This is a genomic window from Janibacter sp. A1S7, from assembly GCF_037198315.1.
Taxonomy (GTDB): domain Bacteria; phylum Actinomycetota; class Actinomycetes; order Actinomycetales; family Dermatophilaceae; genus Janibacter; species Janibacter alittae.
Genome location: NZ_CP144913.1, coordinates 2,624,615 through 2,650,232 on the forward strand (window position 1 = coordinate 2,624,615; position 25,618 = coordinate 2,650,232).

The window sequence follows — 25,618 nt, forward strand, 5'->3', positions numbered from 1 at the left end:
TCGTTCGGGGAGGGCATGGCGAAGGGGAGGTGGCCAGCGATCTGGCCACCTCCCCTTCGCAACGGTCGCTGAGCGACCTCCTCAGGGACCGGTCACGGTCAGTCGGCGGAGGACCCGCCGACGCCCCCTTCGAGGAGCGGGACGTCGAGATCGCCGACGTTGGGCGTGCCGTGGAAGGTGAACTTCGCCGACTTGCCCTCGCCCTCGACGTCGACCGCGACGATCTCGCCGGCGGACAGTTCGCCGAAGAGGATCTTCTCGGAGAGCACGTCCTCGATCTCGCGCTGGATGGTGCGCTTGAGCGGACGGGCACCCAGCACCGGGTCGTAGCCGCGCTTGGCCAGCAGCTCCTTGGCCGCGGACGTGAGCTCCATGCCCATGTCCTTGTCCTTCAGACGCTTGTCCAGCTTGGCGACCTCGAGGTCGACGATCTGCACCAGCTCGTCCTGGCTCAGCTGCGGGAAGACGATCGTGTCGTCGACGCGGTTGAGGAACTCCGGACGGAAGTGGTTCTTCAGCTCGTCGATGACCTTGCCCTTCATCCGCTCGTAGTCGGTGCGGTCGTCCTTGTTGGCGACGAAGCCCATCGACCCCTTGGAGATGTCCCGGGTACCGAGGTTCGTCGTCATCAGGATGATGGTGTTCTTGAAGTCGACCATCCGGCCCTGCGAGTCGGTCAGACGGCCGTCCTCGAGCACCTGGAGCAGCGAGTTGAAGATCTCCGGGTGGGCCTTCTCGACCTCGTCGAAGAGGACCACCGAGAACGGCTTGCGGCGCACCTTCTCCGTCAGCTGGCCACCCTCGTCGTACCCGACGTAGCCGGGAGGCGAGCCGAAGAGACGGCTGACCGTGTGCTTCTCGGAGTACTCCGACATGTCGAGGGTGATCAGGCTGTCCTCGTCGCCGAAGAGGAACTCCGCCAAGGCCTTGGCCAGCTCGGTCTTACCGACCCCCGTCGGACCGGCGAAGATGAACGAGCCACCGGGGCGGTGCGGGTCCTTCAGACCGGCGCGGGTACGACGGATCGCTGCCGAGAGGCCGTTGATCGCGTCATCGTTACCGATGACCCGCTTGTGCAGCTCGGCCTCCATGTTGAGCAGCCGGGTCGACTCCTCCTCGGAGAGCTTGAAGACCGGGATACCGGTCGACGCGGCGAGCACCTCGGCGATCAGCTCTTCGTCGACCTCGGCCACGACGTCCATGTCGCCGGCCTTCCACTCCTCCTCGCGCTTGGCCTTGTCCGCGAGCAGGTTCTTCTCGTCGTCGCGCAGACCGGCGGCCTTCTCGAAGTCCTGGCCGTCGATGGCCGACTCCTTCTCCAGACGGACCTGGGCGATCCTGTCGTCGAACTCCTTCAGCTCCGGCGGAGCCGTCATCCGGCGGATGCGCAGACGTGCGCCGGCCTCGTCGATGAGGTCGATCGCCTTGTCCGGCAGGAAGCGGTCGTTGACGTACCGGTCGGCCATCGTGACCGCGGCCACGATCGCCGGGTCGGTGATGGTCACCTTGTGGTGCGCCTCGTAGCGGTCGCGCAGGCCCTTGAGCATCTCGATGGCGTGCGCCAGGGAGGGCTCGTCGACCTGGATCGGCTGGAAACGGCGCTCCAGCGCGGAGTCCTTCTCGATGTGCTTGCGGTACTCCTCGAGCGTGGTCGCACCGATCGTCTGCAACTCACCGCGGGCCAGCATCGGCTTCAGGATGCTGGCGGCGTCGATGGCGCCCTCTGCCGCCCCGGCACCGACGAGGGTGTGGATCTCGTCGATGAAGAGGATGATGTCGCCGCGGGTCTTGATCTCCTTGAGCACCTTCTTCAGGCGCTCCTCGAAGTCACCTCGGTAACGGCTACCGGCGACGAGCGAGCCGAGGTCGAGCGTGTAGAGCTGCTTGTCCTTCAGCGGCTCCGGGACGTTCTCGTCGACGATGTCCTGCGCCAGGCCCTCGACGACGGCGGACTTGCCGACGCCGGGCTCACCGATGAGCACCGGGTTGTTCTTCGTGCGACGCGAGAGCACCTGCATGATGCGCTCGATCTCCTTGGTGCGCCCGATGACCGGGTCGATCTGACCGTCACGGGCAGCCTGGGTCAGGTTGCGACCGAACTGGTCGAGCACGAGGGAGCCGGCCGGCTGGCCCTCCTGCTGGCCCGATCCGGCGCCGACACCCGCTGCCTGGCCCTCCTTGCCACCCTGGTAGCCGGAGATCAGCTGGATGACGGTCTGGCGCACCCGGCCGAGGTCCGCGCCGAGCTTGACGAGCACCTGGGCGGCCACCCCTTCGCCCTCGCGGATGAGGCCGAGCAGGATGTGCTCGGTGCCGATGTAGTTGTGACCGAGCTGCAAGGCCTCGCGCAGGGAGAGCTCGAGCACCTTCTTGGCGCGCGGGGTGAAGGGGATGTGCCCCGACGGCGCCTGCTGGCCCGGACCGATGATGTCCTGGACCTGCTCGCGGACGGCATCGAGGGAGACCCCGAGGGACTCGAGTGCCTTGCTCGCCACCCCTTCGCCCTCGTGGATGAGGCCGAGCAGGATGTGCTCGGTGCCGATGTAGTTGTGGTTGAGGAGGCGTGCCTCCTCCTGGGCCAGGACCACGACCCGGCGGGCCCGGTCGGTGAACCGTTCGAACATGGGATCTACCCCTTCAATGTGTCGCTCAGACCACGATGCTACGTGCCCGCCCCGTGTTCTTCGGGGTCGAGCCATGTCTTGGATGCCAACGCCGGCCAGGACGCGGCTGTTCCACCGCGGGGGCCGTACCGCCCGTGTTCGCTCTCAGCGCACAGGCGTCAGTCGGTGGCGGGCCGCGGTACGTCGATGACGACGTCGAAACCCATGAGGTCAGCACCGGAGGCGACCGGCTTCTTCCCCTCGCCCGCGTGCGCGGCCCGCGCGTCACCGTCGCGCCACGCGACGAAGGACTCCTCGTCGGCCCACCAGGTGATCACGAAGTAGCGGTCCTCCCCCTCCGTCGGTCGCAGCAGCTGGAAGCCCTCGAACCCCGGCGACTCGTCCACGGTGCCCTTGCGCTCGGCGAACCGACGCTCGAGCTCTTCGCGCGCCTGCTCGGGCACGGTGATCGTGTTGATCTTGACGATGCTCATGGCTCGACCGTATCGCCCCCCGAGTGGCGTGCCGGGCGGCGGGAGCCCGAGACGGTGTGGGCCTCAGCCGCCGCCACTGGTCGAGGTCAGCTCGCCGTCGACCGGACATGCGTGGCGCTGGACCGTCCGCCCCGCGGCGACGTCCTCTCGCGTGTCGTCCGCAGGTCCTGCCGCGAGGTCATCACTGCGCAACAGGAAGAGAGCCAGGACACCACCACCGGCGACGACGGCGGCCGAGACCCACATCGCGCGGTCGAATCCGGGATCGAGCAGCGCCGGGGTCGACAAGGCGTCGCCGGTCAGGCCCACGAGGCTCGGGATGGCCGCGACGGCAAGCAGCCCACCGGTGCGGGCGACGGCGTTGTTGGTTCCCGAGGCGGCACCGGCCCGTTCGTCCGGAGCCGCACCGAGTGCGGTGGTCGTCACCGGGGCGACGATGCTCGTCAGACCGAACCCGAAGACGGTCACCGCAGGGAGCACATCGGTGAGGAAGGAGGCGTCGGGGCCGGCCCGGGTCATCATCACCATGCCCACCGCCATCACGATCGGCCCGATCGTCAACGGCCACCGGGGACCGATCTTCTGCGACAGGTCCCCCGCACGGGAGGACAGGACCAGCATGATCAGGGTCACCGGCAGCAGCGCGGTCCCGGCCTCGAGCGCCGACCAGCCGGCGGTGACCTGCAGCTGGATCGACAGCAGGAAGAACATCACGCCCATCCCGCCGTAGATGACGAAGGTCAGCACGTTGGCCACCGCGAACGCACGCACGCCGAACAGGTCCAGCGGCAGCATCGGCTGCTCGTGCCGACGCTCGGCAACCCACAGGGCGACGACACCGAGCGCACCCACGACGACGGCGCCCTTCTCGACGATCGAGAATCCCCTCTCGGGGCCCTCGATGAAGGCATACGACACCGCCCCGAGCACGAGGGCGGACAGCGCCGCCCCGCGAAGATCCAATCTGGAGTGGCGGGCACGGGGGTCGATCGTCTCGGGCACCCACCGCGAGAGCACGACCACGGCGATGGCCACGGGCACGTTCACGACGAACACCCACCGCCACGAGATCTCCACCAGCAGACCGCCGAGCAGGGGGCCGATCGCCCCGGCCAGGCCGGTGATGCCCGACCACGCGCCGACGCCGCGGCCGCGATCGGCCCGGCGCAGCGACGACTCGATGATCGCCAGACTGCCCGGCGTCAGCAGCGCACCACCGACACCCTGCAGCAGTCGGAACCCGACAAGGGCCTCGGTGTTCCAGGCGAGGGCACACAGCAACGAAGCCACGGCGAACCACACCACGCCGACCCGATAGATGCGCAGCCTCCCGTACCGGTCCCCCAGGGACCCGCCGACGAGGATGAACGCGGCCAGGGTGAGCGTGTAGCCGTTGATGATCCACTTCTGGCCGGAGGAGTTCGCCCCCAGATCGGCGGCCAGCGCGGGAAGAGCGACGTTGACGACCGTGGCCGTCAACGAGGCCACTGCGGAGCCGAGGACCACGGTGGACAGCACGGTGCGGCCCTTCGGCGAGTCGAGCTCGATCCCCGGCTCGTCTCCGTTCACCGCCACGATGGCTCCTCCCGGTCGCGAGAATGCACCTACGCTGCCTCCATGCGCACGGTCTTCGACACCAGCGATCCTTCCACGGCCAGCTACGACCTGCTCACGAGCATCGTCGTCCCGAGGCCCATCGCCTGGATCACGACCGTGGGCGCCGACGGTGTCGGCAACCTCGCGCCGCACTCCTTCTTCACCGTCGCCTGCCAAGAACCGCCGATGGTCAGCTTCTCCTCGGTGGGGCGCAAGGACACCCTGCGCAACATCCTCGCGACCGGGTACTTCGTGGTGAACCTCGTCTCCGAGGGGATGGAGGACCTCGCCAACGCGAGCAGCGCTCCCTTCGCCGCCGGTGTGGACGAGGCCGACGCCCTGCACATCCCGCTCGAGCCGAGCGAGGTCGTGCCCGTCCCCCGCGTCGCCGACTCCGCCACCTCCATCGAGTGCCGGCTGCACTCGAGCCTCAAGCTCGGCAACTCCCACCTCGTCATCGGGGAGGTCAAGGCCATCACCGTGCGGGAGGACGCCCTCGAGGACGGGCGACCGACGATGGCTGCGCTGCGGCCCCTCTCCCGACTGGGGCGCGACGAGTGGGGCTGCTCTCCGGAGGTCATGCACCTCACCCGGCCCACGCGGCCGTGATCAGCTGCGCCGCTGGCAGTTCCCGCACCAGTAGAGGGTGCGCCCGGCGACGTCCTTGGCTCTGATCACCGAGCCGCACCGGTCGCACTGCTGGCCGGTCCGCTTGTAGACGTAGGAGGTCCGCTCGTCGAGGTGCACGTCCTCCCCCTCCAGCAGGGCGGACTCGATCTCCTGCACCTCGTGGGCGACCGTCACGATCCGACCCGTCGCCACCCCCAGCGGCAGCAGCCGACGCAGATCGGACCAGATCAGCTCCCAGGAGGTGCGCTTGAGCCGCTCCCCCGGTGTCATCGGGTTGATCCGGTGCCGGTGCAGCACCTCGCAGCGGTAGACGTTGCCGATCCCCGCCAACACGTCCTGCTCCATCAGCAGCGCCGCGACGGACTTGCGCGATCGGCGGATGCGCTCCCAGGCCGGGTCACCATCGATGTCCCGCAGCGGATCCGGGCCGAGCTTGTGGTGCACTGCCGACTCCTCGTCCGGGGTGATGACCCGGCAGGTGATCGGCCCACGCAGGTCGGCCGCGTGGTCGTCGGTGGCGATGCGGCACCGCACCTGGCCGACCACCGGGCGCTCCCCGACGTACGCCGTCGCGTCGATGGTGAAGGTCCCGATCAGCCCCAGGTGGACGTGCAGCACCCGCTCGCCGGCGAACTCGACGAAGAGGTGCTTGCCGTGGGCGCGCGCTTCGACCACCGCGTGCTCGTCGAGGAGCGCTGCGCCGGCGGCGAAGCGGCCCTGCGGGGAGGACACGGACACGACCCGGCCGGCAAAGGCGGCGTGGAGGTCGCGGGCGATCCGGTGGAGGGTGTGACCTTCAGGCATGGCGAAGGGGTCAGCCCGCCTTCTTCTTGGCGCTCGACTTCTTCGCCGGTGCCTTCGTCGACGACTTCTTCGAGGAAGCGGACTTCGCGGCCGTCGACTTCTTCGACGACTGCTTCGTGGCAGCGGCCTTCTTCGACGGCGTCTTCTTCGCGGTGGACTTCTGCGTCTCCTCGGTGGGGGCGCTCGTGCTCTCCCCACGGGACTTCTTGGCCTTGTCGACCGACTTCGCCAGCGCCGCGAGCAGGTCGACGACCTCGCCACCCTCATCCTCCTCGACCTCGGGCGCGCGGACCTCGCCCCCCTCGATCTTCGCCTTGACGAGGTTCTCGACGGCGATGGCGTAGTCGTCCTCGAACTCGTCGGCGTCGTAGTCACCGGCGAGCTCGTCGATGAGCAGCCGGGCCATCGACATCTCCTTCTCGCTGGCCTCCCCCGCCTCGTCGACGGCGGCGAAGTCGGCGCTGCGGATCTCGTCGGGCCACAGCATCGTCTGCATGACGATGACCCCGTCACGCACGCGCAGGACGGCCATCGTCATCCGGGTGCGGATGGAGACGGTGACGACCGCCATCCGACCCTGCGCCCGGAGTGCCTCGCGCAGCAGGACGTATGGCTTGGTGGCCGACCTGTCCGGCTCCAGGTAGTAGCTCTTGTCCAGGAGCATCGGGTCGATCTGGTCCTCGGGGACGAACTTCTCGACGCTGATCTCCTTGCTGGAGCGCGTCGGCAGACCGGCCATGTCCTCGTCGGTGAGCACGACCATCTCGCCGTCCTCGGTCTCGTAACCCTTGGCGATGTCGTCGTAGGAGACCTCCTCGCCGTCGATGCTGCAGAAACGCTTGTAGCGGATCCGCCCTCCGTCGGTGCGGTGCACCTGGCGGAACTGCACGTCGTGGTTCTCCGTCGCGGAGTACAACCGGACCGGGACGTTGACGAGACCGAAGGAGACGGCCCCCTTCCAGATTGCGCGCATGGTCCCAGCATGCCCGTTGTCGGTGCGCACGTCAGCCCCACGGCCGCCCAGGTGGCTGCGCCAGGGACATCCGCCGCGCCCCGGCGCCGGGAACCGCCACGACGACGGTGGGTGCGTCGTGACCGAGGTCGGCGAAGGCCCGGGCCACTGCCTCCTGCGTGTGCACCCGGGCATCCTGCTCGACGAGCGCGAGGACGCCGCCACCGAACCCGCCGCCGGTCATGCGGGCACCGTGCGCCCGCCGAGAGCGCTGCACGGACCGCAACGTCCACCTGGGGAACGGTGATCTCGACGTCATCGCGCATGGAGGCGTGCGAGGCCGCCAGCACCGGACCGATGACACGTGGATCGCAGCAGACGAAGACAGATCCGCCCCGGCAGGTATGGAGCTGGCGATCGCGACATCCAGCCCGGGGACGTCGTGGCCCTGCTGCTGCAGGGCCCAGCCCACACCCGCGAGGTAGCCGGAGCGGACCTGAGCCGCCACGACGCGGCAACCACCCCATGAGGGCAGGATGGAGGCATGCGCCCGATGCTCGCCACGCTCACCGAGTCGGTCCCTGCGGGGCCGCAGTGGGTGCACGAGGTCAAGTGGGACGGCATGCGCGTCCTCGTCGAGGCGAAGGGGGGCGCCCTCACCGTGACGAGTCGCACGGACCGCGACGTCACGGTCGCCTACCCCGAGCTCGTACCCCTGGCCGACCTGTACGACGACATGGTGCTCGACGGTGAGCTCGTCGCCCTCGTTGACGGGCGCCCGTCCTTCGCCGGTCTGGCCGAGCGGATGCACGTCGGCAACGCGCGTCGGGCAGCGGCGCTCGCCTCGAGCCGACCCGTGACGCTCATGGCCTTCGACCTGCTCCGCCTGCTCGGGCAGGACCTCACCTCCCAGCCGTGGGCGGCCCGGCGGCAGCTCCTCGAGCAGCTCGAGATCGACGGTCCACGCTGGCAGGTCCCCCCGACCTACGACGACGGCGAGGGCCTGCTCGACGCGACCGCCGACCAGGGCCTGGAGGGCATCGTCAGCAAGCGCCGCGCCTCCGCCTACGCCAGCGGGCGCCGCTCCCCCGACTGGCTCAAGCTGCCGCACCGGCACAGCGAGTCGGTCGTCATCGGTGGTTGGCGCAGGGAGGTCGGCGGCTCCCTCCTGGGCGCGGTGCTCGTCGGCGTGCCGGGCCCGGACGGGTGGGACTTCGTCGGTCGGGTCGGTGCCGGCCTCGCCGGCCGCGCGGGGGCCGCCGTGCTCCACCGGCTGCGCCCGATCGAGCGGGGGGGCTCCCCCTTCGCCTCGCACGTGCCACGGGAGGACGCGACCGGGACGACGTGGGTCGAGCCCGAGGTCGTCATCGACGTCGCGAGCCTCGGCCGGGCCAGCGGGCGGCTGCGCCAGCCGTCGTACCTGCGGGTGCGCACCGACCTCACCTCCGCCGACCTGTGGGAGACCACCGATGGCTGATGCACACGGGTCCGTCACCCGGGTCGAGGTGGCCGGTCGCACGTTACGGCTGACCTCGCTGGAGAAGGTCATGTACCCCGCCACCGAGACCACCAAGGGGGAACTGCTCTCCTACTACGCCCGCGCCGGCGAGACGATCCTGGCCCACCTGGCGCAGCGGCCGGTCACGCGCGTGCGGTGGCCGCACGGGACCGGGGAGCAGAGCTTCTTCGAGAAGAACCTGCCCTCGGGGGCCCCGAGCTGGTTGCCGCGGGTACAGGTCGAGGACGTCACCTATCCGCTCGTGGAGGACCTGGCGCAGCTGACCTACCTGGTCAACCTGAACAGCATCGAGCTGCACGTCCCGCAGTGGCGGGTCGACGACGACGGCTCGCGGCTCAACCCCGACCGGCTCGTCATCGACCTGGACCCCGGGAAGCCGGCCGGGCTGCACGAGTGTGCGACGGTGGCCCTCCTGCTGCGTGAGCGGCTCGAGGGGCTCGGGCTCGACCTGTACCCGGTGACCTCCGGCAGCAAGGGGATGCAGCTCTACGCGCGGCTGGGCGGCGACCTCACGAGCGAGCAGGTCCGCGACCTGGCGCAGCAGCTCGCCCAGGAGATGACCCGGAAGCACCCCGACCTCGTGCTGTGGAAGATGACGAAGTCGCTGCGCCCGGGCAAGATCTTCCTCGACTGGAGCCAGAACGTCGCCGCCAAGACGACCGTGTGCCCCTACTCGATGCGCGGGCGGGACGACCCGTGGGTGGCGGCTCCGCGCACGTGGGACGAGGTCGAGGCGGGCGCTCAGGACGCCGGCGCACTGCGGCAGCTGGACTTCGAGGAGGTCGTCTCCCGGCTTCAGGAGCACGGCGACCTGCTGGCGCCACTGTTGCCCACCGACCGCTGAGCGTCTCCGAAACGTCCAAGACACCACCGGTCGAGGACGACAGAGTGGGGCCATGAACGAGATCCAGGTGTCCCCGAAGCTCGTCGTCAGCGACGCGAGCGCCGCCATTGCCTTCCTGGTCGAGGTCTTCGACGCCACCGAGGGACCGGTCCACCGGCACGACGGGTCGATCCAGCACGCCACCGTGCACCTCGGGGGGCGCACCCTCAGCCTCAAGGACGCCGACGAGCACGACCCCGTCCCGACACCGGGCGCGATCATCGAGGTCGTCTGCGCCGACCCGGACACCACCGCCGAGCGCGCTGTCGCCCACGGCGCCGAGGTGATCTTCCCGGTGGACGACCAGTTCTACGGGGCTCGCGCCGGGCGACTCGTCGATCCGTGGGGCACGCAGTGGCTGGTGACGACCCCGGTGGCTTCGGCCTAGCGCCCGCGCCCCGTGGAGGTGATGCGACGACGGATCACCCGCCAGTCGCCGTCCGCCCACCGAGGTGAGGTCTTACACCTGCCGCGGGCAGCCTGCGCAGGGGGCGAGTCCCGGCAGGGCGTACATCAGACAGCACGACGTCCGCTCGGGTGGTGGCGCGCCGGCGAGCCGGGCGAGGGCGATCTCCCACATGTCCTCGACCATGCCCAGGCGCTGTCGGCTGCTCATCTTCGTCGGCGTCGGCAGCTGGGTGGCCAGGGCGGTTCCGGTCTCCCGATAGCCGGCCCAGGCCGTGTCCAGACGATCGATGTCGTCGCCGACCCGCCGGTGGCCACCCGGCCGGACCTGCACCGCGACCGGGTAGAGGTAGGTCGGGTCGAGGTCCAGCGACCAGAGCCGCGGGTCCGCGTCGAGGGCGAAGGGGGTGTGCACCGCAGCCGTCGCAATGACCGTCGCGAGCGGGTCGAGCAGGTACTGCAGGACGAACGCCGAGGGCATCCCGGCGGGGGCGGTCCCCGACTGGGCGACCGTCACCTCGCGGTAGGCCGCGATCCACTCGGGTGCGATCGTCGTCGCTCGGGCCAGGGGAATGCCACGGTCCGGGTCACCGTCGTCGGCGACCCGGACCGTGAGGAAGGCAAGGTGCCGGTCGAGCTGCGCGAGCGCGGCGCGCAGCTCACCGGTGCTGAGCTCGCTCAGCCCTTGGCCTTGGCGTAGGCGTCGCGCACCTTCTTGCTGATCCGCCCACGATCGGACACGTCGTAGCCGTTGGCGCGGGCCCACTCTCGGATCTTGGCCAGCTCGTTGCTGTTGGAGCGGGTGGAGGACGCACCGCTGCTGCGTCGACCGGCCACGCGGCGACCGGCGCCGACGTACCCGGCGAGCGCGTCGCGCAGGGCGGTCGCGTTCTTCTCGTTGAGGTCGATCTCGTAACTGACGCCATCGAGACCGAAGGTGACGGTCTCGGTCGCGTCGCCGCCGTCGATGTCGTCCTCGAGGATGATCTGGACACGCTGGGCCATGTCGGACTCCGTTTCACTTGAAGAATGTCTTTGGTTGCATTCCACGATAGTCAAGAATCCCATGAATCACCCAATCAGTCGTCCACAGGCCCGTCCTTCTTCGGAAGAGGCTGGCGATTTCCCTTCAGGTCATCACCATGCTCCGCATTCCATTTCGCAATTGCCTTTCGTTCACTGCGGTCCGCCTCGATCATGTACCGGATGACCCAGTAGAAGAGATATGCGACTCCGACGGTGGGCAACAGCGCGGCAAGATACGGCCAGAAGTCGGAAAGGAACTCGCCCATGGTCAGGCCTCCGGCTTGGTGTGCGGGAAGAGGATGGTCTCGCGGATCCCGACCCCGGTGAAGAGCATGATCAGGCGATCGATCCCCAGACCGAGGCCGCCCATCGGTGGGGCACCGAACTCCAGTGCCCGCAGGAAGTCCTCGTCCAGCTGCATCGCTTCGTCATCACCCGCGGCCGCCCGACGGGACTGGTCCTCCAGCACCTCGCGTTGGATCAGCGGGTCGATGAGCTCGGAGAATGCCGTGCCGCGCTCGACGCCACCGATGAAGAGGTCCCAGGCCTCGATGAGGCCCTCCTTCCCCTGCTCCCGGTGCGGGCGCGCCAGGGGTTGGGCGATGGCGGGGTAGTCGCAGATGAAGGTCGGCTGGACGCAGGTCGGCTCCACCAGCTCGGCGACCAGCTCCATGGCGACCTTGCCGGCGTCCCACGCCGGGTCGAGGGCCACTCCCTTCGCCTGCGCGATCGCACGCAGACGCTCGATCGGGGTGGTCACGTCGACGTCCTCACCGACTGCCTCGCTCAGGGCCGGGTAGAACGAGAGCCACCGCCACTCGCCGTCGAGGTCGACATCTCCCGCAGGAGTGGTCACCTGACGGGTCCCGGCCACATCGGCGGCGGCGAGGACGAGCGACTGGATCAGCTCGGCCATCGTGAACTGGTCACCCCAGGCCTCGTACACCTCGAGCGAGGTGAATTCCGGGGAGTGGGTGGAGTCCACACCCTCGTTGCGGAAAAGGCGCCCCATCTCGTAGACGCGGTCCACGCCCCCGACAACCGCCTTCTTCAGCGGCAGCTCGAGAGCAATACGCAATGACATCCCCTGGTCGAAGGCATTCATGTGCGTCTCGAACGGGCGCGCCGCCGCACCACCGTGAATGAGCTGCAGCACCGGCGTCTCGATCTCGATGAATTCGCGCGCGTGCAACGTCTCGCGAATGGCCCGCACGATCCCCGCGCGCAGGCGGACCATGTCTCGGGCGTCCTGACGCACCACGAGGTCCGCATAACGCTGGCGCACGCGCGCCTCCTCCGACAGCTCCTTGTGCAGGACGGGAAGGGGGCGCAGCGCCTTCGAGGCCATCACCCATGAGGAGGCCATGACCGACAGCTCCCCGCGACGGGAGCGGATGACGCGGCCGGTGACCGCGACGTGGTCCCCCAGGTCCACGTCGTGCTTCCACGCATCGAGGGACTCCTGCCCGACCTCGGCCAGGGAGAGCATGACCTGCAGCCGCGTTCCGATCCCCTCCTGCAGCGCAGCGAAGGCGAGCTTGCCGGTGTTGCGGATGAACATCACGCGGCCGGCGACGGTGACGACGTCCTGGGTCTCCTCGCCGGTCTCGAGATGCCCCCAGGTGTCGCCCACCTGCGCAAGCGTGTGGGTGCGGGAGGTCCCGGCCGGGTAGGCCTGCTTGCCGTCGGCGAGGATGCGGTCGCGCTTCTCGCGCCGGATGCGCATCTGCTCCGGCAGCTCGTCGTCGGCAGGGGGCTCGGTCGGCTCGTCACTCACGGGTCACCACGATATCCGCGGTCCCTCCCCCACTCGAATCGCCGTCAAGCCCTCCTCCTCCCACCCAGCGAACTGCTGCAGGCTCGAGTTCGTGTTGCCAGCAGCACGACGTGGTGCTGCTCGCTCAACCAAATAGAGCCAGCAGCACTTCGTCGGGGAGGGCTCAGACCAGGTCGAGCGCGAGGTCGACGATCGGCGAGGAGTGGGTGAGCCCACCGACGCTCAGGTAGTCGATGCCGGTCGCGCCGTACTCGGCCGCGTCGTCGAGGGTCAGTCCGCCGGTCGCCTCGATCTCGACGCTCTCACCGCGCCCGGCGACCCACTCCCGCGCCGCGACGACGGTCGCACGCAGCAGATCCACGGACATGTTGTCGCACATGAGGAACCGCGCCCCCGCCGCCAACGCCTCCAGCGCCTGCTCGGTGGACTCCACCTCGACCTCGATCGTGACGTCGGGGTATCGCTCCCGGATCGCGGTGTAGGCGGGCGCCACTCCCCCGGCGGCGACGACGTGGTTGTCCTTGACCATCGCGACGTCGTACAGGCCCATCCGCTTGTTCGTCCCGCCACCGGCGCGCACGGCGTACTTCTCCAGCTCACGCAGCCCGGGGGTCGTCTTGCGGGTGTCCAGGACGGTGCACCCGGTGCCGGCGAGCGCGTCGGCCCACCGGCGCGTGTGCGAGGCGATGCCGGTCAGGCGCGACATGACGTTGAGCAACGTGCGCTCGGCCATGAGCACCTGTTGCGTCGAGCCGCGGAGCAGGGCGATGACGTCACCGACACCCAGCCGGGCGCCGTCGGTGATCCGCACCTCGAGCGAAGGGGGCGTCCCCGACGTCAGCGAGGCCACGCCGTCGAGGACGAGCGCGATCACCGGCCCACCGGCGAGGACACCGGGCTCCCGGGCGACGACGTGGCCGGTCGTCACCTGGTCGAGGGGGATGGTCGCGGAGCTGGTGACGTCGAGCCCGTCGGGCCCGAGGTCCTCGGCGAGCGCGGTGGTCACGAGCCGTTGAGCGGCCTCGATCGGGAAGTCCGGGTCGGTCACGGCACACCCTCCAGCGCCTCGGTCTCGTCTGCGTCGCTCACGTCCTGCGGCCAGGCGAGGTCGACGTCCAGCCGGATCACCACGAGCTCGCCGTCACCCGGGTCGCGTACGTGGACGAGATGCGCGGACCAGTCCTCGTCGTCGCTGTCCGGGTGGTCGCGGCGCACGTGGCCGCCGCGGGTCTCCTCGCGCAGGTGCGCGGCGGTGGCCAGCGCCTGCCCGAGGTGGAGCAGGTTGGTCGTCTCCCAGCTGTGCGGTCCCGGCTCGGCATCGGACGTGGTCCCGGCCAGCTCCACCAAGGAGGCCAGCGCCGAGGACGTCGACTCGCGCGAGCGAAGGGGGCCGACCCCCTTCGTCATCGTCGCCTGCAGGACGTCACGCTGACCGGCGTCGAGCAGGCCGGCGCTCCCTTCGCCCGAAGCGCCCACGAGGGGCAGCTCACCGGCTGCCAGCCGCGCCACGAGGTCATCGGCAATCCGGTGGGCGAAGACGAGGCCCTCGAGCAGGGAGTTGCTCGCGAGCCGGTTGGCACCGTGCACGCCGGTGCACGAGGCCTCCCCGCAGGCGTAGAGGCCGGGCAGGTTGGTGCGTCCGCGCAGATCCGTGCGGACCCCGCCGGAGGCGTAGTGCTGCGCCGGGGCAACGGGGATGGGTTCGGTCGCGGGGTCGATGCCCAGCTCTCGGCACCGGGCGACGATCGTCGGGAAGCGCAGCTCGAGGAACTGACTGCCGAGGTGCCGCGCGTCGAGGAGGACGTGATCGGTCTCGGTCGCCTGCATCCGCTCGAGGATGGCGCGGGCGACGACATCACGCGGGGCGAGATCGGCCATCGGGTGCACATCGGCCATGAAGGCCCTGCCGGTCGAGTCGACCAGGACCGCGCCCTCGCCTCGCACCGCCTCGGAGATCAGCGGTTGCTGACCACTGGCCCCGGGGCCCAGGTGCAGGACGGTGGGGTGGAACTGCACGAATTCGACGTCCACGAGCGCCGCCCCGGCTCGCAGCGCGGCAGCCATACCGTCCCCGGTGGCGACGGAGGGGTTGGTGGTCGCGGAGTAGATCTGCCCCAGACCACCGGTGGCGAGGACGACAGCCCTCGCCCGTGCTGCCCCGACCCCGTCGATCTCGCCCTCGCCGATGACGTGGACGGTGGCACCACACACACTGCCCTCGTCCGAGGTGAGCAGGTCGACCACGAGCGCGTTCTCGATGATCTCGATCCCGGGGTCGGCCCGCACCGCCTCGAGCTGGGCGATGAGCGCCCGGGAGATCTCTGCCCCGGTGGCGTCACCGCCGGCGTGCGCGATCCGGTCGCGGCGGTGGCCACCCTCGCGGGTGAGGGTGATCGCGCCGGAGTCGTCGGTGTCGAAGCGAGCCCCGAGACCGATGAGCTCGCGCACCCGCGCCGGCCCCTCGGTGACGAGCACCTCGACGGCCGACTCGTCACACAGGCCGATGCCGGCGACGAGGGTGTCGTCGAGGTGCTCGTGCGGGGAGTCCTCGGGGGCGAGCGCGGCGGCGATCCCGCCCTGGGCCCACGCGGTCGACCCGGCGGACAGCTCGGTCTTGGTCACGAGCAGCACCCGAGCGACGTGCTCGCGCAGCCGCAGCGCGCAGGTCAGGCCGGCGATGCCGGAGCCGACGACGAGGACGTCGGCCTCGGCCGTCCAACCGGGCAGTGGGGAGGTCAGGAACCGCGGCAGGACGACCGGAGCCGCCCCCGCCGGCTCATGCACCGCTGGTTCCGCCACCCGGGTGCTCGCGGTGGGTGACCGCCGAGGTCATCAGCCCGTATCCCTCGGGTACGTCGCCGGCGTCGTGGTACTGCTGCACGATCCGATTGTCCTCGTCGACGAAGACGACCTGCGGCTCGAAAGTCCGTGCCTCGTGGTCGTCCATGGACGCATAGGCGATGATGATGATCGTGTCACCGGGCTGCACCAGACGCGCGGCGGCGCCGTTGATGCAGATGGTCCCGGAGCCGCGATCGCCCTCGATGGCGTAGGTGGTCAGCCGGCTGCCGTTGTCGACGTCGACGATGTCGACCTGCTGGCCGGGGAGCATGTCCGCGGCGTCCATGAGGTCGCGGTCGATCGTCAGCGACCCGACGTAGTGCAGATCTGCCTGGGTGACCGTGGCCCGGTGGATCTTGCTGTGGAGCATGTAGCGCTGCACGACGGTTTGTCCTTCGTCTCGGCGGTTGACCGTCGTCCAGTCTCTCAGAGGCGCGGGGGTGGAGTCACCGCCGCTCCGAGGAGATCTGCCCCACGACTGGATCGGACCGACCCCTGGTGGCCCGGAAATCGCCCCTGCCCCGGTCGCAGGCGCCTTCGCCCAGCTCAGGCGTGCAGGTCGGCGTGCGGGACGTCGGAGAAGACCTCGAGCGCCCCACCGCCCGGGCCGACGAGGACCGGGATGTTGTCGATGAGGCGGGTGGTGCCGACCCGCGCGGCGACGGCCAGCAGGGCCTCTCCGCGATACCACTCGGGCACCTCCGCCAGGCTCGACGGGTGGACGAGCACGAGGTAGTCCGAGAGCGCGAGCGGCTCGGTGACGAGCACCTCCCGGGCGGCCCGACGGATCGCCGAGGGCCCCTCCTCCGCGCGGTCCGCACCGGCCCGCAGGGCACGGGAGAGCACCAACGCGGCCTCCCGGTCGCTCCCGGAGAGATAGGTGTTGCGACTGCTCATGGCCAGGCCGTCCTCCTCGCGCACCGTCGGCACGGAGACCACCGTCGCGGGGAAGTCGATGTCGCGCACCATCCGCCGGATGAGCAGCAGCTGCTGGGCGTCCTTCTGCCCGTAGTAGAAGCGGTCACCACGGGTGAGGTGCATCAGCTTGGCGACGACCGTGAGCATCCCGTCGAAGTGGCCGGGGCGCGACTGACCCTCGAGGACGTCCCCGAGCGGACCGGCGGAGATGCGCACGCCGGGGTCCCCGTCCGGGTAGATCACGTCCGGGGTGGGCGCGAAGACGAGGTCGACGCCCTCGCGCCTGCAGATCGCCAGGTCGTCGTCGAAGGTCCGCGGGTACTTCGACAGGTCCTCCCCCACCCCGAACTGCAAGGGGTTGAGGAAGATCGTCACGAGCACGTGGCGAGCCCGCTCGCGAGCGGTGCGGATGAGCCGGGCGTGCCCCTCGTGGAGGGCGCCCATGGTCATCACGACGGCCACCTCGCCGTCGGCGAGGTCGGCCCGGGCGGCGGCGAGCTCGTCCCGACTGCGGGTGACGAGGGGTTCGGTGGTCATCGGGTCTCCTCGTGGAGGGTGTTCAGGATCGTCTCGGCCACGTCCCCACGCAGTCGACCTGCCCGGGTGGCACGCAGTGCGGTGGCCCTGGCCTGGGCGCGGTAGGCGGATCGGATGTCCTGCGGCAGGTCCGCCAGCTCGTCCAGGTGCGCGGCAACGGTGCCGGCATCACCTCGCGCGACCGGCCCGGTCAGGGCCGCATCACCGGAGGCCAGCGCGTTGTCCAGGCTGGCCTGCAGCAGCGGGCGCAACACCCGGTCCGCGGGGTCGATGTCGGCCGAGCGCAGGATCTCCATCGCCTGGGCGACGAGGGTGACCATGTGGTTGCTGCCGTGGGCGAGGGCGGCGTGGTAGCGACCGCGGGACTCCTCGGGCACCCACACCGGTTCGCCCCCCATCTCGACGACCAGGGTCTCGGCGACGGGCCGCATCGCCTCCGGCGCGGTGACCCCGAAGCAGCACTCGTGCAGCCGCGTCAGGTCGAGACTGGTCCCGGTGAAGGTCATCGCCGGATGGATCGCCATCGGCAGGACCTCGTCGGCGATCGGGGCGAAGGGGGCCAGTCCGTGCCGGCCCGAGGTGTGGGCCACGAGCTGTCCGGGGCGCCAGGTGCCGGTGGCGTGCAGGCCGGCGACGAGGTCGTCCAGGGCGTCGTCGGGCACGGCGAGGACCACCAGCTGGGCTGCGGTGACCACCTCGGGCACGGGCACCACCGGGACGCCGGGCAGGAGCAGCTCCGCACGGTCCCGGCTGGCCTCGGACACCGCCGACACACCGACGACCTCGTGGCCGGCCCCGCGGAGGGCGGCGCCGAGGACGGCGCCGACACGGCCGGATCCGACGACCCCGACGCGCAGGGTGGGCCGCTCGGGCACGTGTGGGGTGTTCACCGGCCCGACGCTACCGGCCGGGCCGCCCCCTTCGTCCATCCGCCCGGGCCGCGCCAGGAGTCGGCGCCCCCGAGCCCTCGAGGACTCCGCGACAATGCGGGGGTGCGGACATGGCAGGAGGCGTGGGCGGAGGCCCTCTACGGCGAAGGGGGGTTCTACCGTCGCGCGGAAGGGCCAGCCGGCCACTTCGCCACCGCCACGCACGGCCCTGACGGCGAACTCCTTGCGGACGCACTGCTGCGGCTGGTGGAGAAGGAAGGTCTGCGGACGGTCGTCGACGTGGGCTGCGGCCGGGGTGAGCTGCTGACCGCCCTCGCCGCTGTGTCGCGGCACACCCACCCGGACCTCGATCTCCTCGGCGTCGACGTCGTCGACCGCCCCGCCGACCTCGACCCGCGCATCGGCTGGCTGGTCGCCCCCGGCGGCCCCGAGCTGCCCGACCTCGGCACCCCGACCGAGGCACTCGTCCTCGCGCACGAGTGGCTCGACGTGGTGCCGTGCGGCATCACCCGCGCGGACGAGGCCGGGACTCTGCGCACGGTCCACGTCGACGAGGACGGCGCCGAGCACCTCGGCGAGCCACTGGACGAGGCGGACAGCGGCTGGGTGGGGCGGTGGTGGCCCGGGCCGCACCCTCCGGGCGCGGTCGTCGAGATCGGCCGCGCTCGAGACGAGGCATTCGAGCGCCTCGTGGCACGGACGGGGTCGGGCCTGGTCGTCGCCGTCGACTACGGCCACCGGGCGGGTAGGCGACCCATCGACGGGACGCTCATGGGCTATCGCGACGGAAGCGCCTGCCCACCGCTGCCGGACGGGTCGTGTGACCTGACCGCCCACGTGGCGATGGACTCCCTTCGCGCCGATCTCGTGCGCACCCAACGGGAGATGCTGCGGGGCCTGGGGGTCGACGGCGCCCGACCACCGCTCGACCGGGCGCACAGCGACCCCGCCGGCTATCTGGCGGCACTCTCCCGCGCCTCCCACGCCGCAGCGCTCACCGGGCCGGGACCCGGGGACTTCCTGTGGGCGATCCGGCGCGTCGACCGGATCACGGGGTCCGCGGCGCGTTCGTCCCCTCGAGGTCGGATCGCGGGGCCAGCGCCTCGAGGAGGCTCTCGGCGATGAGCACCTGCCCGCGCGGTCCGGGGTGCAGGCGGTCCAGGTACACCCCGTCGGGGGCGGTTGCCACCGGCGGCAGCACCGCGGACAGGTCGACGAAGCTGACGCCCTCGTGCTCGGTGCGCTCGGCCATCTGGTCGAGGTACTGGCTCCAGGGCGGGATCTCGTCGCGCCAGTCCGGCACGAACCAGCCGACGAGCAGCACCGGGCCCTCGTACCCCTGCTCACGCGTCTGCTCGATGAGCGAGTCGAGGACACGACCGAACTCCGCCGGGCCCACACCGCGCAACGCGTCGTTGAAGCCGAGCGGCACGAGCAACAGGTCCGGGTCGAGCGAGAGGCTGTCGGCGAGGTAGGTCGGAGTCCGCTCGATGAAGCTCGCCATGACCCCGGCACGGGAGGCATCGAGGACGTGTACGCAGCGATCGCGGTCACCGCGGTAGGGAGTGAGGTCCGTGACGGTCACGGGCGCCGCGCTGCCCGACTCGCTGGCGTTGGTCGCGGTGACCGTGTGCCGACCCCGGCCGAGCCCTTCGGAGGACCACACCCTGCGCTCACCGGTGCTGCGCGGGATCGGCTCCTCCGCGTCCGTGGCGCTGGGTGCCGTCGACCTCGTCGCCGTCGGGATGGCCAGGGCCGGGGTGGGAGCGACGCCGTCGATCTCGACGCGCAGGGTCCCGCCGTCGGGGCGGGTGCGGTAACCGACGTCGACGGAACGGGCATCGACCTGCCAGGTGATGCTGGCGCCGGGGCCGAGCTGGAGGGCGCGGCCGCCCGGCCCGACATCCGTCAGCGGCGTGACCTCACCCCGGGTCACCGGGTCGGGCAGGCTGTCGGCGCGGTATTCGGCGGGCACGACGGACGAGGTGCCGTGGTACCCGGCGGACCGCGTCGGGCAGTCCGGCGTCCCGACCCGCTCCCGCAGGCCCCGCTGCAGTCGGTCGACCCAGCGGTTGTCCATCTGGTCCGTCACGCCCGTGCCCTCGCTGACCGAGTCACCGAGCACGACGATGTTCGCAGCGTCCTCGCCGGCCCTCTGCACGGCCTGCGTCCACGGGTCGAGGACGGGGTAACCGTCGAAGGTGCGGGTCGAGGTGGGCTGCGGGCCGGTGGGTGCGCAGCCGGCCACCCCCAGCAGGGCGAGGCCGACGGCGGCAGCCCAGGCTGCCTTCCAGCGGGTCCGTGTCGACACCGTGCCATGGTGCCTGACGCATACTTGCGGGCATGACGAGCACACCGGGACCCGGCACTGGCCCCGGGACGCAGACGCTGGACGTCGGCGTCGGGGACGCGACCCTGGCCAGCGCGGACATGGTGCTGAACATCGGTCCGCAGCATCCCGCGACCCACGGCGTCCTACGGCTGCGGGTGGTCCTCGACGGCGAGCGGGTCATCTCGGCCGACCCGATCGTCGGGTACATGCACCGCGGGGCGGAGAAACTCTTCGAGGTCCGCGACTACCGGCAGATCACGATGCTGGCCAACCGCCACGACTGGCTCTCGGCCTTCGGCAACGAACTCGGGGTCGTCCTCGGGGTCGAGGCGATGCTCGGCATGGAGGTCCCGGAGCGTGCGACGTGGGCGCGCACCCTTCTGGCGGAGCTGAACCGCGTGCTCAATCACCTGATGTTCCTGGGGTCGTACCCGCTCGAGCTCGGTGCGATCACGCCGATCTTCTACTCCTTCCGGGAGCGCGAGGACATCCAGGCGGTCATGGAGGAGATCTCCGGCGGCCGGATGCACTTCATGTTCAACCGGGTCGGCGGCCTCAAGGAGGACCTGCCGGCGGGGTGGTTGGACCGCGTTGCGCGAGCCGTGGCGGACGTGCGCGCCCGGATGCCACAGCTGGAGGCGCTGATCATCGGCAACGAGATCCTCGAGGCGAGGACGAAGGGGGTCGGTCCCCTCTCCCACGACCTCGCCTGTGCCTACGGCGTCTCCGGGCCGATCGCCCGGGCCTCGGGGGTCGATGTGGACCTGCGTCGTGATGACCCGTACCTCGCGTACGGGGAACTCTTCGGCGAAGGGGGGCCCGGCCGGGTCGTCACCCGCACCGCCGGCGACAGCCTGGCGCGGCTGGAGGTGCTGCTGGAGCAGACGCACGTCAGCCTCGACCTCGCCGACGCGTGCGTGGAGCGGATGCGCTCCTTGGAGCGTGGTCCGGTCAACCAGCGCCTGCCCAAGGTCCTCAAGGTGCCCGAGGGTGACCGGTACACCGCGACGGAGAACCCGCTGGGCTTCAACGGCTACCACCTGGTCTCACGTGGGGAGAAGACACCGTGGCGGCTGAAGCTGCGGTCCGCGTCCTTCGGCAACGTCCAGGTGCTCTCGCAGGTGCTGCCCGGGTGTCTCGTGTCCGACCTCGTCGCGGTCCTGGGATCGATGTTCTTCGTGGTGGGGGACATCGACAAGTAGGACACCCTCGGACCGTGGCCCATGTCACTTCGGCAGAGCCAGGACGGGTCCGGGGATCTCTTGAGAACTCGTTCAACCCTCGGTACCTTTCCTTGTGGTACTTACCGACCGGTAGGCAACCAGGACTGAACCACAAGGGGAGTCACACACATGGCCAAGCGCCTCACATCCCGCCTGTCCGCGGGCGCCGCCCTCGTCACGGGCCTCGGCATGATGGGCATCGCCACCGCCGTCCCGGCCCAGGCCGCGATCGCCAGCGACCTCGAGTACTCGTGCGAGTTGACGAACGAGGGTCTAGCCAAGGAATTCACCGACCCGTGGAAGGTCAACCTGTCCGTCGACGCGCCCGATCAGGTTGACCCGAGCGCCGCGATCGACGCACCGGAGATCGTCGCCACGGTCGTGCCCGGCGCGGACGCCGCGGCGCAGCTGCGCAGCCTCAACGTCATGACCCTCGAGGGCACCTCCACCGCCAACTACACCTTCGGTGAGCAGGAGCGGGAGGTCGAGCTGACCATTCCGACGTCAGATGTCCCGGCCGAGGGTGACATCACGAACGTCGCCACCGGCACGGGTCAGGCCGAGACCGCCCCCGACGCAGACGGCACGATCGACATCACCGCCGGCGACTTCACTGCGGATCTGACCACCGACACCGGCTTCGTCCTCAACATCAGCTGCACTGCCCCACAGGACGCCACGGTCGGCAGCATCATCGTCGGCGCCGGCGACGGCGACGGCCAGGGCGGCGGAAACGGCGACGGCGACGGCGACGGCCAGGACGGCACCGACGGCCAGGACGGCCAGGACGGCCAGGACGGCCAGGACGGCACCGACGGCCAAGACGGCACCGACGGCCAAGACGGCACCGACGGCCAAGACGGCACGGACGGCACCGACGGGCAAGACGGCCAGGACGCCGGCTCTCCCGAGGTCCCGGCGGTCGTCCAGACTGACGGTCTGACCCCGGCGATGACCTCGCAGGAGGACAACACGGCCGCGCTCGCGCTCGGCGGCATGCTCCTCGCGGGCGCTGGCGCCGGCACCGTGCTGGTCGCGCGTCGCCGCGGGCAGCAGCACTGAGCAGTACGCCACCGACCTCGCGTCGGTGAGTGTGGCGACGGGCCGCCGACCACAGGGTCGGCGGCCCGTCGCCATGGTGCAGACGACCTCGACACGTGGGTCACGAACCCGTCGGCGCCTGGTCACCAACACATGACGATCCGGTCCTGACCCGGGCCCCGCGTTGAGCGTGACCCAACTCACCGGTACCTTCCTCTCAGGGCATCCGCGACCAGCGGGTGCTGTCGACGACTGGGGAGATTGACCATGGCTGCACGCCTGAAGACCCGCCTTTCGGCGGGTGCCGCACTCGTCACCGGCATCGGCCTGATGGGCGTCGCCACCGCCCTGCCGGCGCAGGCGGAGACGACCGTCAGCTACACGTGCACGGTTCCCGGCCCCGAGGTCCCGACGTCCGAGGACATCACCGTCACCTTCGATACCAACGCACCAGCGACCGTGGCACCCGGCAACACGTTGAGCGTCGACTCCGTCACCGGTGCCGCGACGATCCCGCTGCTGGGCGCCTCCACCCCGTCCGAGGGGGCCGAGGTCACGGTTCCCGTCACCGCGCCGGTGCGCACCGGCGGCACGACGATCGGCACCGTCGACACCACTCTCACCTCCGAGGGGTTCACCGTGGGTGAGAGCGAGGTGCAGGTCTCCATGGCGAGCCACGAGGCACGGTCCATCGTCGTTCCCGTCGAAGCTGCCGGTCAGACCTTCGAGGTCCTGGTGCCGGAATCCTTCGAGGCCACGCTTAGCGGCTTCAGCCAAGGGGGACCGGTCACTGTGCCGTGCAGCACTGACGAGACGGACAAGGTCATCGACACGGTCACCGTCACCTCCCCGGAGATGGCCGAGGAGCCCGATGACGCCGAGGACACCGCCGAGATCCACGATCCGGCCGACGCGCAGCCGCCCGCCGGAGACGTCCCCGCTGATCAGCCGACGGTCCCCCAGGTCGTCCAGACCGACGGCCTGACCCCGCAGATGCTGCGCCAGCAGGACAACACCCTCGGGTACGCCCTGGGTGGTCTGCTCCTCGCCGGAGCCGGCGCCGGGACGGTCCTCGTGGTCCGTCGCCGGTCCACCCAGCACTGAGGTCGTCCGACACCATCACGGCACGGGCCGTCGGCACCGGGAGCGTCCCGGCACCGGCGGCCCGTAGCCTTGCCCCGGGGGGAACTCCACGACGAGGACACACGTTCTCCCACGTGATGTTGAAGTGAGCAGGAGGAGTACGTGACGACACCACCCACGCGTGGCGAGAAGCGCCGTGAGGGCAAGCGCTACCGTCGCACGACTGCGATCATGGCGGCCTGTGCGGCGCTCCTCGTCGGCGCGGGCGCCGTGGGCATCTGGTGGGCGCAGCGCGACGAGCCGGCGATGAACGTCGACGTGGACGCCTACGTGCCACCGAGCGAGATCATGCCGTCCCCGCAGAATCCATCTCCACCGACGAGCGAGTCGACCACGAAGACGAAGCCGGCGGAGACCTCCACCTCGACGAAGTCCGCCACGCAGGGCAACGTCGTCCAGGGCGCTCCCGACGGCAACCCCACCCGGGTCCAGGTGACCTCCGGGGGCCGATCCATCGTCGACGCCTCACTCCAGGCCACGAAGCTCGACTCCGAGAACGTCCTGGCGCCCCCCTTCGGCACGGCCGGTTGGTATGCGGAGCCGGGCTGGCCCAAGCCGGGGTTCCAGGGTGCGAGCATCCTCGTCGGCCACATCAACCACGGCAGCAACCCGGACGTCTTCTGGAACCTGCCCCGGGTCGACCTCGGTGACGTCGTCACGGTCACCTACAGCTCCGGCGAGCAGGTGACCTTCGAGATCACCCGGTCCGAGCCGGCGACCAAGGACGGCGTCCCCCGGGACGACTCGATCTGGGACTACGACAACCCCGAGCCGGTGCTGCGCCTGATCACCTGTGATCCGCAGACGTCCTTCAGCAACGGGCACTACGACGGCAACTGGGTCGTCTGGGCGAAGAGGCTCTCGGCCTGAGTGGGTCGGCTTGAAGCCGGCCCACCATGGTCTGACGGCCTCAGCCCACCCCCTTCGCACGCCGAATCGGGTCCTGTCCGCACTGATCTGGTGCCGGACCGGCCGGGGGGCACCGGCTGGTCCCATGCGGTTTCGCCTGGGCGAGTGGCGCATCTGGCCGTCAGGCAGGTGTCCGGCCCTGGTGGACGGTGGTCGGTAGTCCGGCCAGACGGAACAGGTGGGGCTCGAACCAGCCGATGACGTCGTCAATGCGGCCATCGGCAGTGACGTGGAGTGCCTGCAGCTGGAAGGCCTCCCACTCCCGTCCCTTGCGCAGATACATGCCCACGGCAGGGCCGCTGTTGAGGCGTGCCCTGAGGAAACGCAGGTCGCCGGCCTGCGTGGCGGGGCAGTGAGTCCAGGAGAGCTCGGCGGCGGCGCGTGCACCGAAGTACCACTGGTCGAACGGCGGCATCTGCCACGTCACGTCGTCAGCGAGGATGTCGACGACGGCGTCGAAGTCGTGTCGTTCGAACGCCTCGACGAACGCCTCGACCGCGTCGTCCACGGTCGCGTCGCCGGTGACGGGGTCGGGAAGCCCGCTGCCGACCGTGGCCCGACTCCGCTGGAGTGCGGAATTCACCGCAGCGCTGGTGGTCTCCAGGGTCTCGGCGAGTTCCTCCGTGCTGAGTCCGAGCACCTCTCGCAGCAGCAGCGTGGCGCGTTGGTTGGGTGGGAGATTCTGCAGCGCCGCGGTCCATGCGAGCGTGACGTTCTCCCGAGCGAGCAACCTCTCCTCGGGCGTGGGACTGGCGCTGTGCCACAGCACCGCGTCAGGCAGCGGTTCCAGCCAAGGCACGTCCTGTCGGGGGTTGATCGGCCCCTTGGGGTCGCCGGGCGGACCGCCCAGACCGGTGGGGAGCACCCGCTTCGCAGACGACGACAGCGCGGACAGGCACGCGTTGGTGGCGATGCGATACATCCAGGTCCGAACCGAGGAGCGGCCGTCGAAGTCGTGGAACGCCCGCCAGGCGCGCAGGTATGTCTCCTGGACCTGGTCCTCGGCGTCGACGGCCGAACCCATCATCCGGTAGCAGTGCGCAACCAACTCGGGGCGCAGCGACGCGGTCGCCCCCTCGAAGTCGATGCTCACGA

26 protein-coding genes are annotated in these 25,618 nt (G+C 70.3%); 9 read left to right on the forward strand and 17 right to left on the reverse strand.

What is annotated here, in order from left to right:
- Positions 1 to 98: 98 nt before the first annotated feature.
- The 3 genes from V1351_RS12670 to V1351_RS12680 form a co-directional block, all read right to left on the reverse strand.
- Entirely contained in the window at positions 99 to 2,624 is a 2,526-nt protein-coding gene (locus tag V1351_RS12670) for an ATP-dependent Clp protease ATP-binding subunit (RefSeq protein WP_338748567.1), read from the reverse strand.
- 158 nt (positions 2,625 to 2,782) lie between these two features.
- Positions 2,783 to 3,097 carry an antibiotic biosynthesis monooxygenase family protein gene (locus tag V1351_RS12675; protein ID WP_338748568.1) on the reverse strand — a complete coding sequence of 105 codons (315 nt, stop codon included), beginning with the start codon at positions 3,095 to 3,097 and terminating at the stop codon, positions 2,783 to 2,785.
- 63 nt (positions 3,098 to 3,160) lie between these two features.
- Complete coding sequence (locus tag V1351_RS12680; protein WP_338748569.1) at positions 3,161 to 4,672, reverse strand: MFS transporter; 1,512 nt, start codon at positions 4,670 to 4,672, stop codon at positions 3,161 to 3,163.
- A gap of 42 nt (positions 4,673 to 4,714) precedes the next feature.
- On the opposite strand from V1351_RS12680, the gene V1351_RS12685 reads away from it, so the two are divergent.
- Complete coding sequence (locus V1351_RS12685; protein WP_338748570.1) at positions 4,715 to 5,302, forward strand: flavin reductase family protein; 588 nt, start codon at positions 4,715 to 4,717, stop codon at positions 5,300 to 5,302.
- Here the strand turns inward: V1351_RS12685 and V1351_RS12690 are convergent, their stop codons facing one another.
- From V1351_RS12690 to V1351_RS16315, 3 genes are read right to left on the reverse strand one after another with little or no spacing between them, the layout of a single operon-like run.
- Positions 5,303 to 6,127, reverse strand: coding sequence for an Fpg/Nei family DNA glycosylase (locus V1351_RS12690; RefSeq protein WP_338748571.1), 825 nt, complete (start codon positions 6,125 to 6,127; stop codon positions 5,303 to 5,305).
- Positions 6,128 to 6,137: 10 nt separating this feature from the next.
- Complete coding sequence (locus V1351_RS12695; RefSeq protein WP_338748572.1) at positions 6,138 to 7,100, reverse strand: Ku protein; 963 nt, start codon at positions 7,098 to 7,100, stop codon at positions 6,138 to 6,140.
- Positions 7,101 to 7,131: 31 nt separating this feature from the next.
- Complete coding sequence (locus tag V1351_RS16315) at positions 7,132 to 7,323, reverse strand: hypothetical protein (RefSeq protein WP_422388980.1); 192 nt, start codon at positions 7,321 to 7,323, stop codon at positions 7,132 to 7,134.
- A 300-nt stretch (positions 7,324 to 7,623) separates the two neighbouring features.
- Here V1351_RS16315 and ligD (V1351_RS12705) point away from each other — a divergent pair, with 300 nt between their 5' ends.
- From ligD (V1351_RS12705) to V1351_RS12715, 3 genes are read left to right on the forward strand one after another with little or no spacing between them, the layout of a single operon-like run.
- Entirely contained in the window at positions 7,624 to 8,556 is a 933-nt protein-coding gene (gene ligD, locus V1351_RS12705) for a non-homologous end-joining DNA ligase (RefSeq protein ID WP_338748573.1), read from the forward strand.
- On the forward strand, positions 8,549 to 9,442 hold the full coding sequence (gene ligD, locus V1351_RS12710; protein WP_338748574.1) for a non-homologous end-joining DNA ligase: 894 nt from the start codon (positions 8,549 to 8,551) through the stop codon (positions 9,440 to 9,442). Before ligD (V1351_RS12705) ends, ligD (V1351_RS12710) begins: the two co-directional genes overlap by 8 nt.
- Positions 9,443 to 9,494: 52 nt before the next feature.
- On the forward strand, positions 9,495 to 9,869 hold the full coding sequence (locus V1351_RS12715; RefSeq protein ID WP_338748575.1) for a VOC family protein: 375 nt from the start codon (positions 9,495 to 9,497) through the stop codon (positions 9,867 to 9,869).
- A gap of 72 nt (positions 9,870 to 9,941) precedes the next feature.
- Here V1351_RS12715 and V1351_RS12720 read toward each other — a convergent pair whose 3' ends face one another.
- The 9 genes from V1351_RS12720 to V1351_RS12760 all read right to left on the reverse strand — a co-directional run bounded on the left by V1351_RS12720 (position 9,942) and on the right by V1351_RS12760 (position 17,914).
- Positions 9,942 to 10,652 carry a (2Fe-2S)-binding protein gene (locus tag V1351_RS12720; RefSeq protein WP_338748576.1) on the reverse strand — a complete coding sequence of 237 codons (711 nt, stop codon included), beginning with the start codon at positions 10,650 to 10,652 and terminating at the stop codon, positions 9,942 to 9,944.
- Positions 10,565 to 10,891: a histone-like nucleoid-structuring protein Lsr2 gene (locus tag V1351_RS12725; RefSeq protein WP_338748577.1), complete on the reverse strand. Its 327-nt coding sequence runs from the start codon at positions 10,889 to 10,891 to the stop codon at positions 10,565 to 10,567. The genes V1351_RS12720 and V1351_RS12725 overlap by 88 nt, the downstream gene beginning before the upstream one ends.
- A 74-nt stretch (positions 10,892 to 10,965) precedes the next feature.
- Complete coding sequence (locus V1351_RS12730; protein ID WP_338748578.1) at positions 10,966 to 11,178, reverse strand: lysyl-tRNA synthetase; 213 nt, start codon at positions 11,176 to 11,178, stop codon at positions 10,966 to 10,968.
- 2 nt (positions 11,179 to 11,180) lie between these two features.
- A complete protein-coding gene (lysS, locus tag V1351_RS12735; protein ID WP_338752536.1) occupies positions 11,181 to 12,638 on the reverse strand; it encodes a lysine--tRNA ligase in 1,458 nt (485 codons plus the stop codon).
- 214 nt (positions 12,639 to 12,852) lie between these two features.
- A complete protein-coding gene (gene nadC, locus V1351_RS12740) occupies positions 12,853 to 13,737 on the reverse strand; it encodes a carboxylating nicotinate-nucleotide diphosphorylase (RefSeq protein ID WP_338748579.1) in 885 nt (294 codons plus the stop codon).
- Entirely contained in the window at positions 13,734 to 15,473 is a 1,740-nt protein-coding gene (locus tag V1351_RS12745) for an L-aspartate oxidase (protein ID WP_338748580.1), read from the reverse strand. The genes nadC and V1351_RS12745 overlap by 4 nt, the downstream gene beginning before the upstream one ends.
- On the reverse strand, positions 15,466 to 15,912 hold the full coding sequence (gene panD / locus V1351_RS12750) for an aspartate 1-decarboxylase (RefSeq protein WP_338748581.1): 447 nt from the start codon (positions 15,910 to 15,912) through the stop codon (positions 15,466 to 15,468). Before panD ends, V1351_RS12745 begins: the two co-directional genes overlap by 8 nt.
- 164 nt (positions 15,913 to 16,076) lie before the next feature.
- Positions 16,077 to 16,985: a pantoate--beta-alanine ligase gene (gene panC / locus V1351_RS12755; protein WP_338748582.1), complete on the reverse strand. Its 909-nt coding sequence runs from the start codon at positions 16,983 to 16,985 to the stop codon at positions 16,077 to 16,079.
- Positions 16,982 to 17,914, reverse strand: coding sequence for a Rossmann-like and DUF2520 domain-containing protein (locus tag V1351_RS12760; protein ID WP_422388981.1), 933 nt, complete (start codon positions 17,912 to 17,914; stop codon positions 16,982 to 16,984). The genes panC and V1351_RS12760 overlap by 4 nt, the downstream gene beginning before the upstream one ends.
- Before the next feature lie 63 nt (positions 17,915 to 17,977).
- Between V1351_RS12760 and V1351_RS12765 the strand changes: the two genes are divergently transcribed.
- Positions 17,978 to 19,000: an SAM-dependent methyltransferase gene (locus V1351_RS12765; protein ID WP_338748584.1), complete on the forward strand. Its 1,023-nt coding sequence runs from the start codon at positions 17,978 to 17,980 to the stop codon at positions 18,998 to 19,000.
- Here the strand turns inward: V1351_RS12765 and V1351_RS12770 are convergent.
- Positions 18,924 to 20,186, reverse strand: a complete 1,263-nt coding sequence (locus tag V1351_RS12770; protein WP_338748585.1) for an SGNH/GDSL hydrolase family protein — start codon at positions 20,184 to 20,186, stop codon at positions 18,924 to 18,926. The two genes, V1351_RS12765 and V1351_RS12770, sit on opposite strands and share 77 nt — an antisense overlap.
- 32 nt (positions 20,187 to 20,218) lie before the next feature.
- Between V1351_RS12770 and V1351_RS12775 the strand changes: the two genes are divergently transcribed.
- The 4 genes from V1351_RS12775 to V1351_RS12790 all read left to right on the forward strand — a co-directional run bounded on the left by V1351_RS12775 (position 20,219) and on the right by V1351_RS12790 (position 24,484).
- Entirely contained in the window at positions 20,219 to 21,409 is a 1,191-nt protein-coding gene (locus V1351_RS12775) for an NADH-quinone oxidoreductase subunit D (protein ID WP_338748586.1), read from the forward strand.
- Between the two features lie 150 nt (positions 21,410 to 21,559).
- On the forward strand, positions 21,560 to 22,492 hold the full coding sequence (locus tag V1351_RS12780; RefSeq protein ID WP_338748587.1) for a DUF6801 domain-containing protein: 933 nt from the start codon (positions 21,560 to 21,562) through the stop codon (positions 22,490 to 22,492).
- Positions 22,493 to 22,738: 246 nt separating this feature from the next.
- Complete coding sequence (locus V1351_RS12785; protein ID WP_338748588.1) at positions 22,739 to 23,575, forward strand: hypothetical protein; 837 nt, start codon at positions 22,739 to 22,741, stop codon at positions 23,573 to 23,575.
- A gap of 141 nt (positions 23,576 to 23,716) precedes the next feature.
- Positions 23,717 to 24,484: a class F sortase gene (locus tag V1351_RS12790; protein WP_338748589.1), complete on the forward strand. Its 768-nt coding sequence runs from the start codon at positions 23,717 to 23,719 to the stop codon at positions 24,482 to 24,484.
- Between the two features lie 160 nt (positions 24,485 to 24,644).
- Here the strand turns inward: V1351_RS12790 and V1351_RS12795 are convergent, their stop codons facing one another.
- A complete protein-coding gene (locus V1351_RS12795; protein WP_338748590.1) occupies positions 24,645 to 25,616 on the reverse strand; it encodes an RNA polymerase subunit sigma-70 in 972 nt (323 codons plus the stop codon).
- Between the last annotated feature and the right edge of the window lie 2 nt (positions 25,617 to 25,618).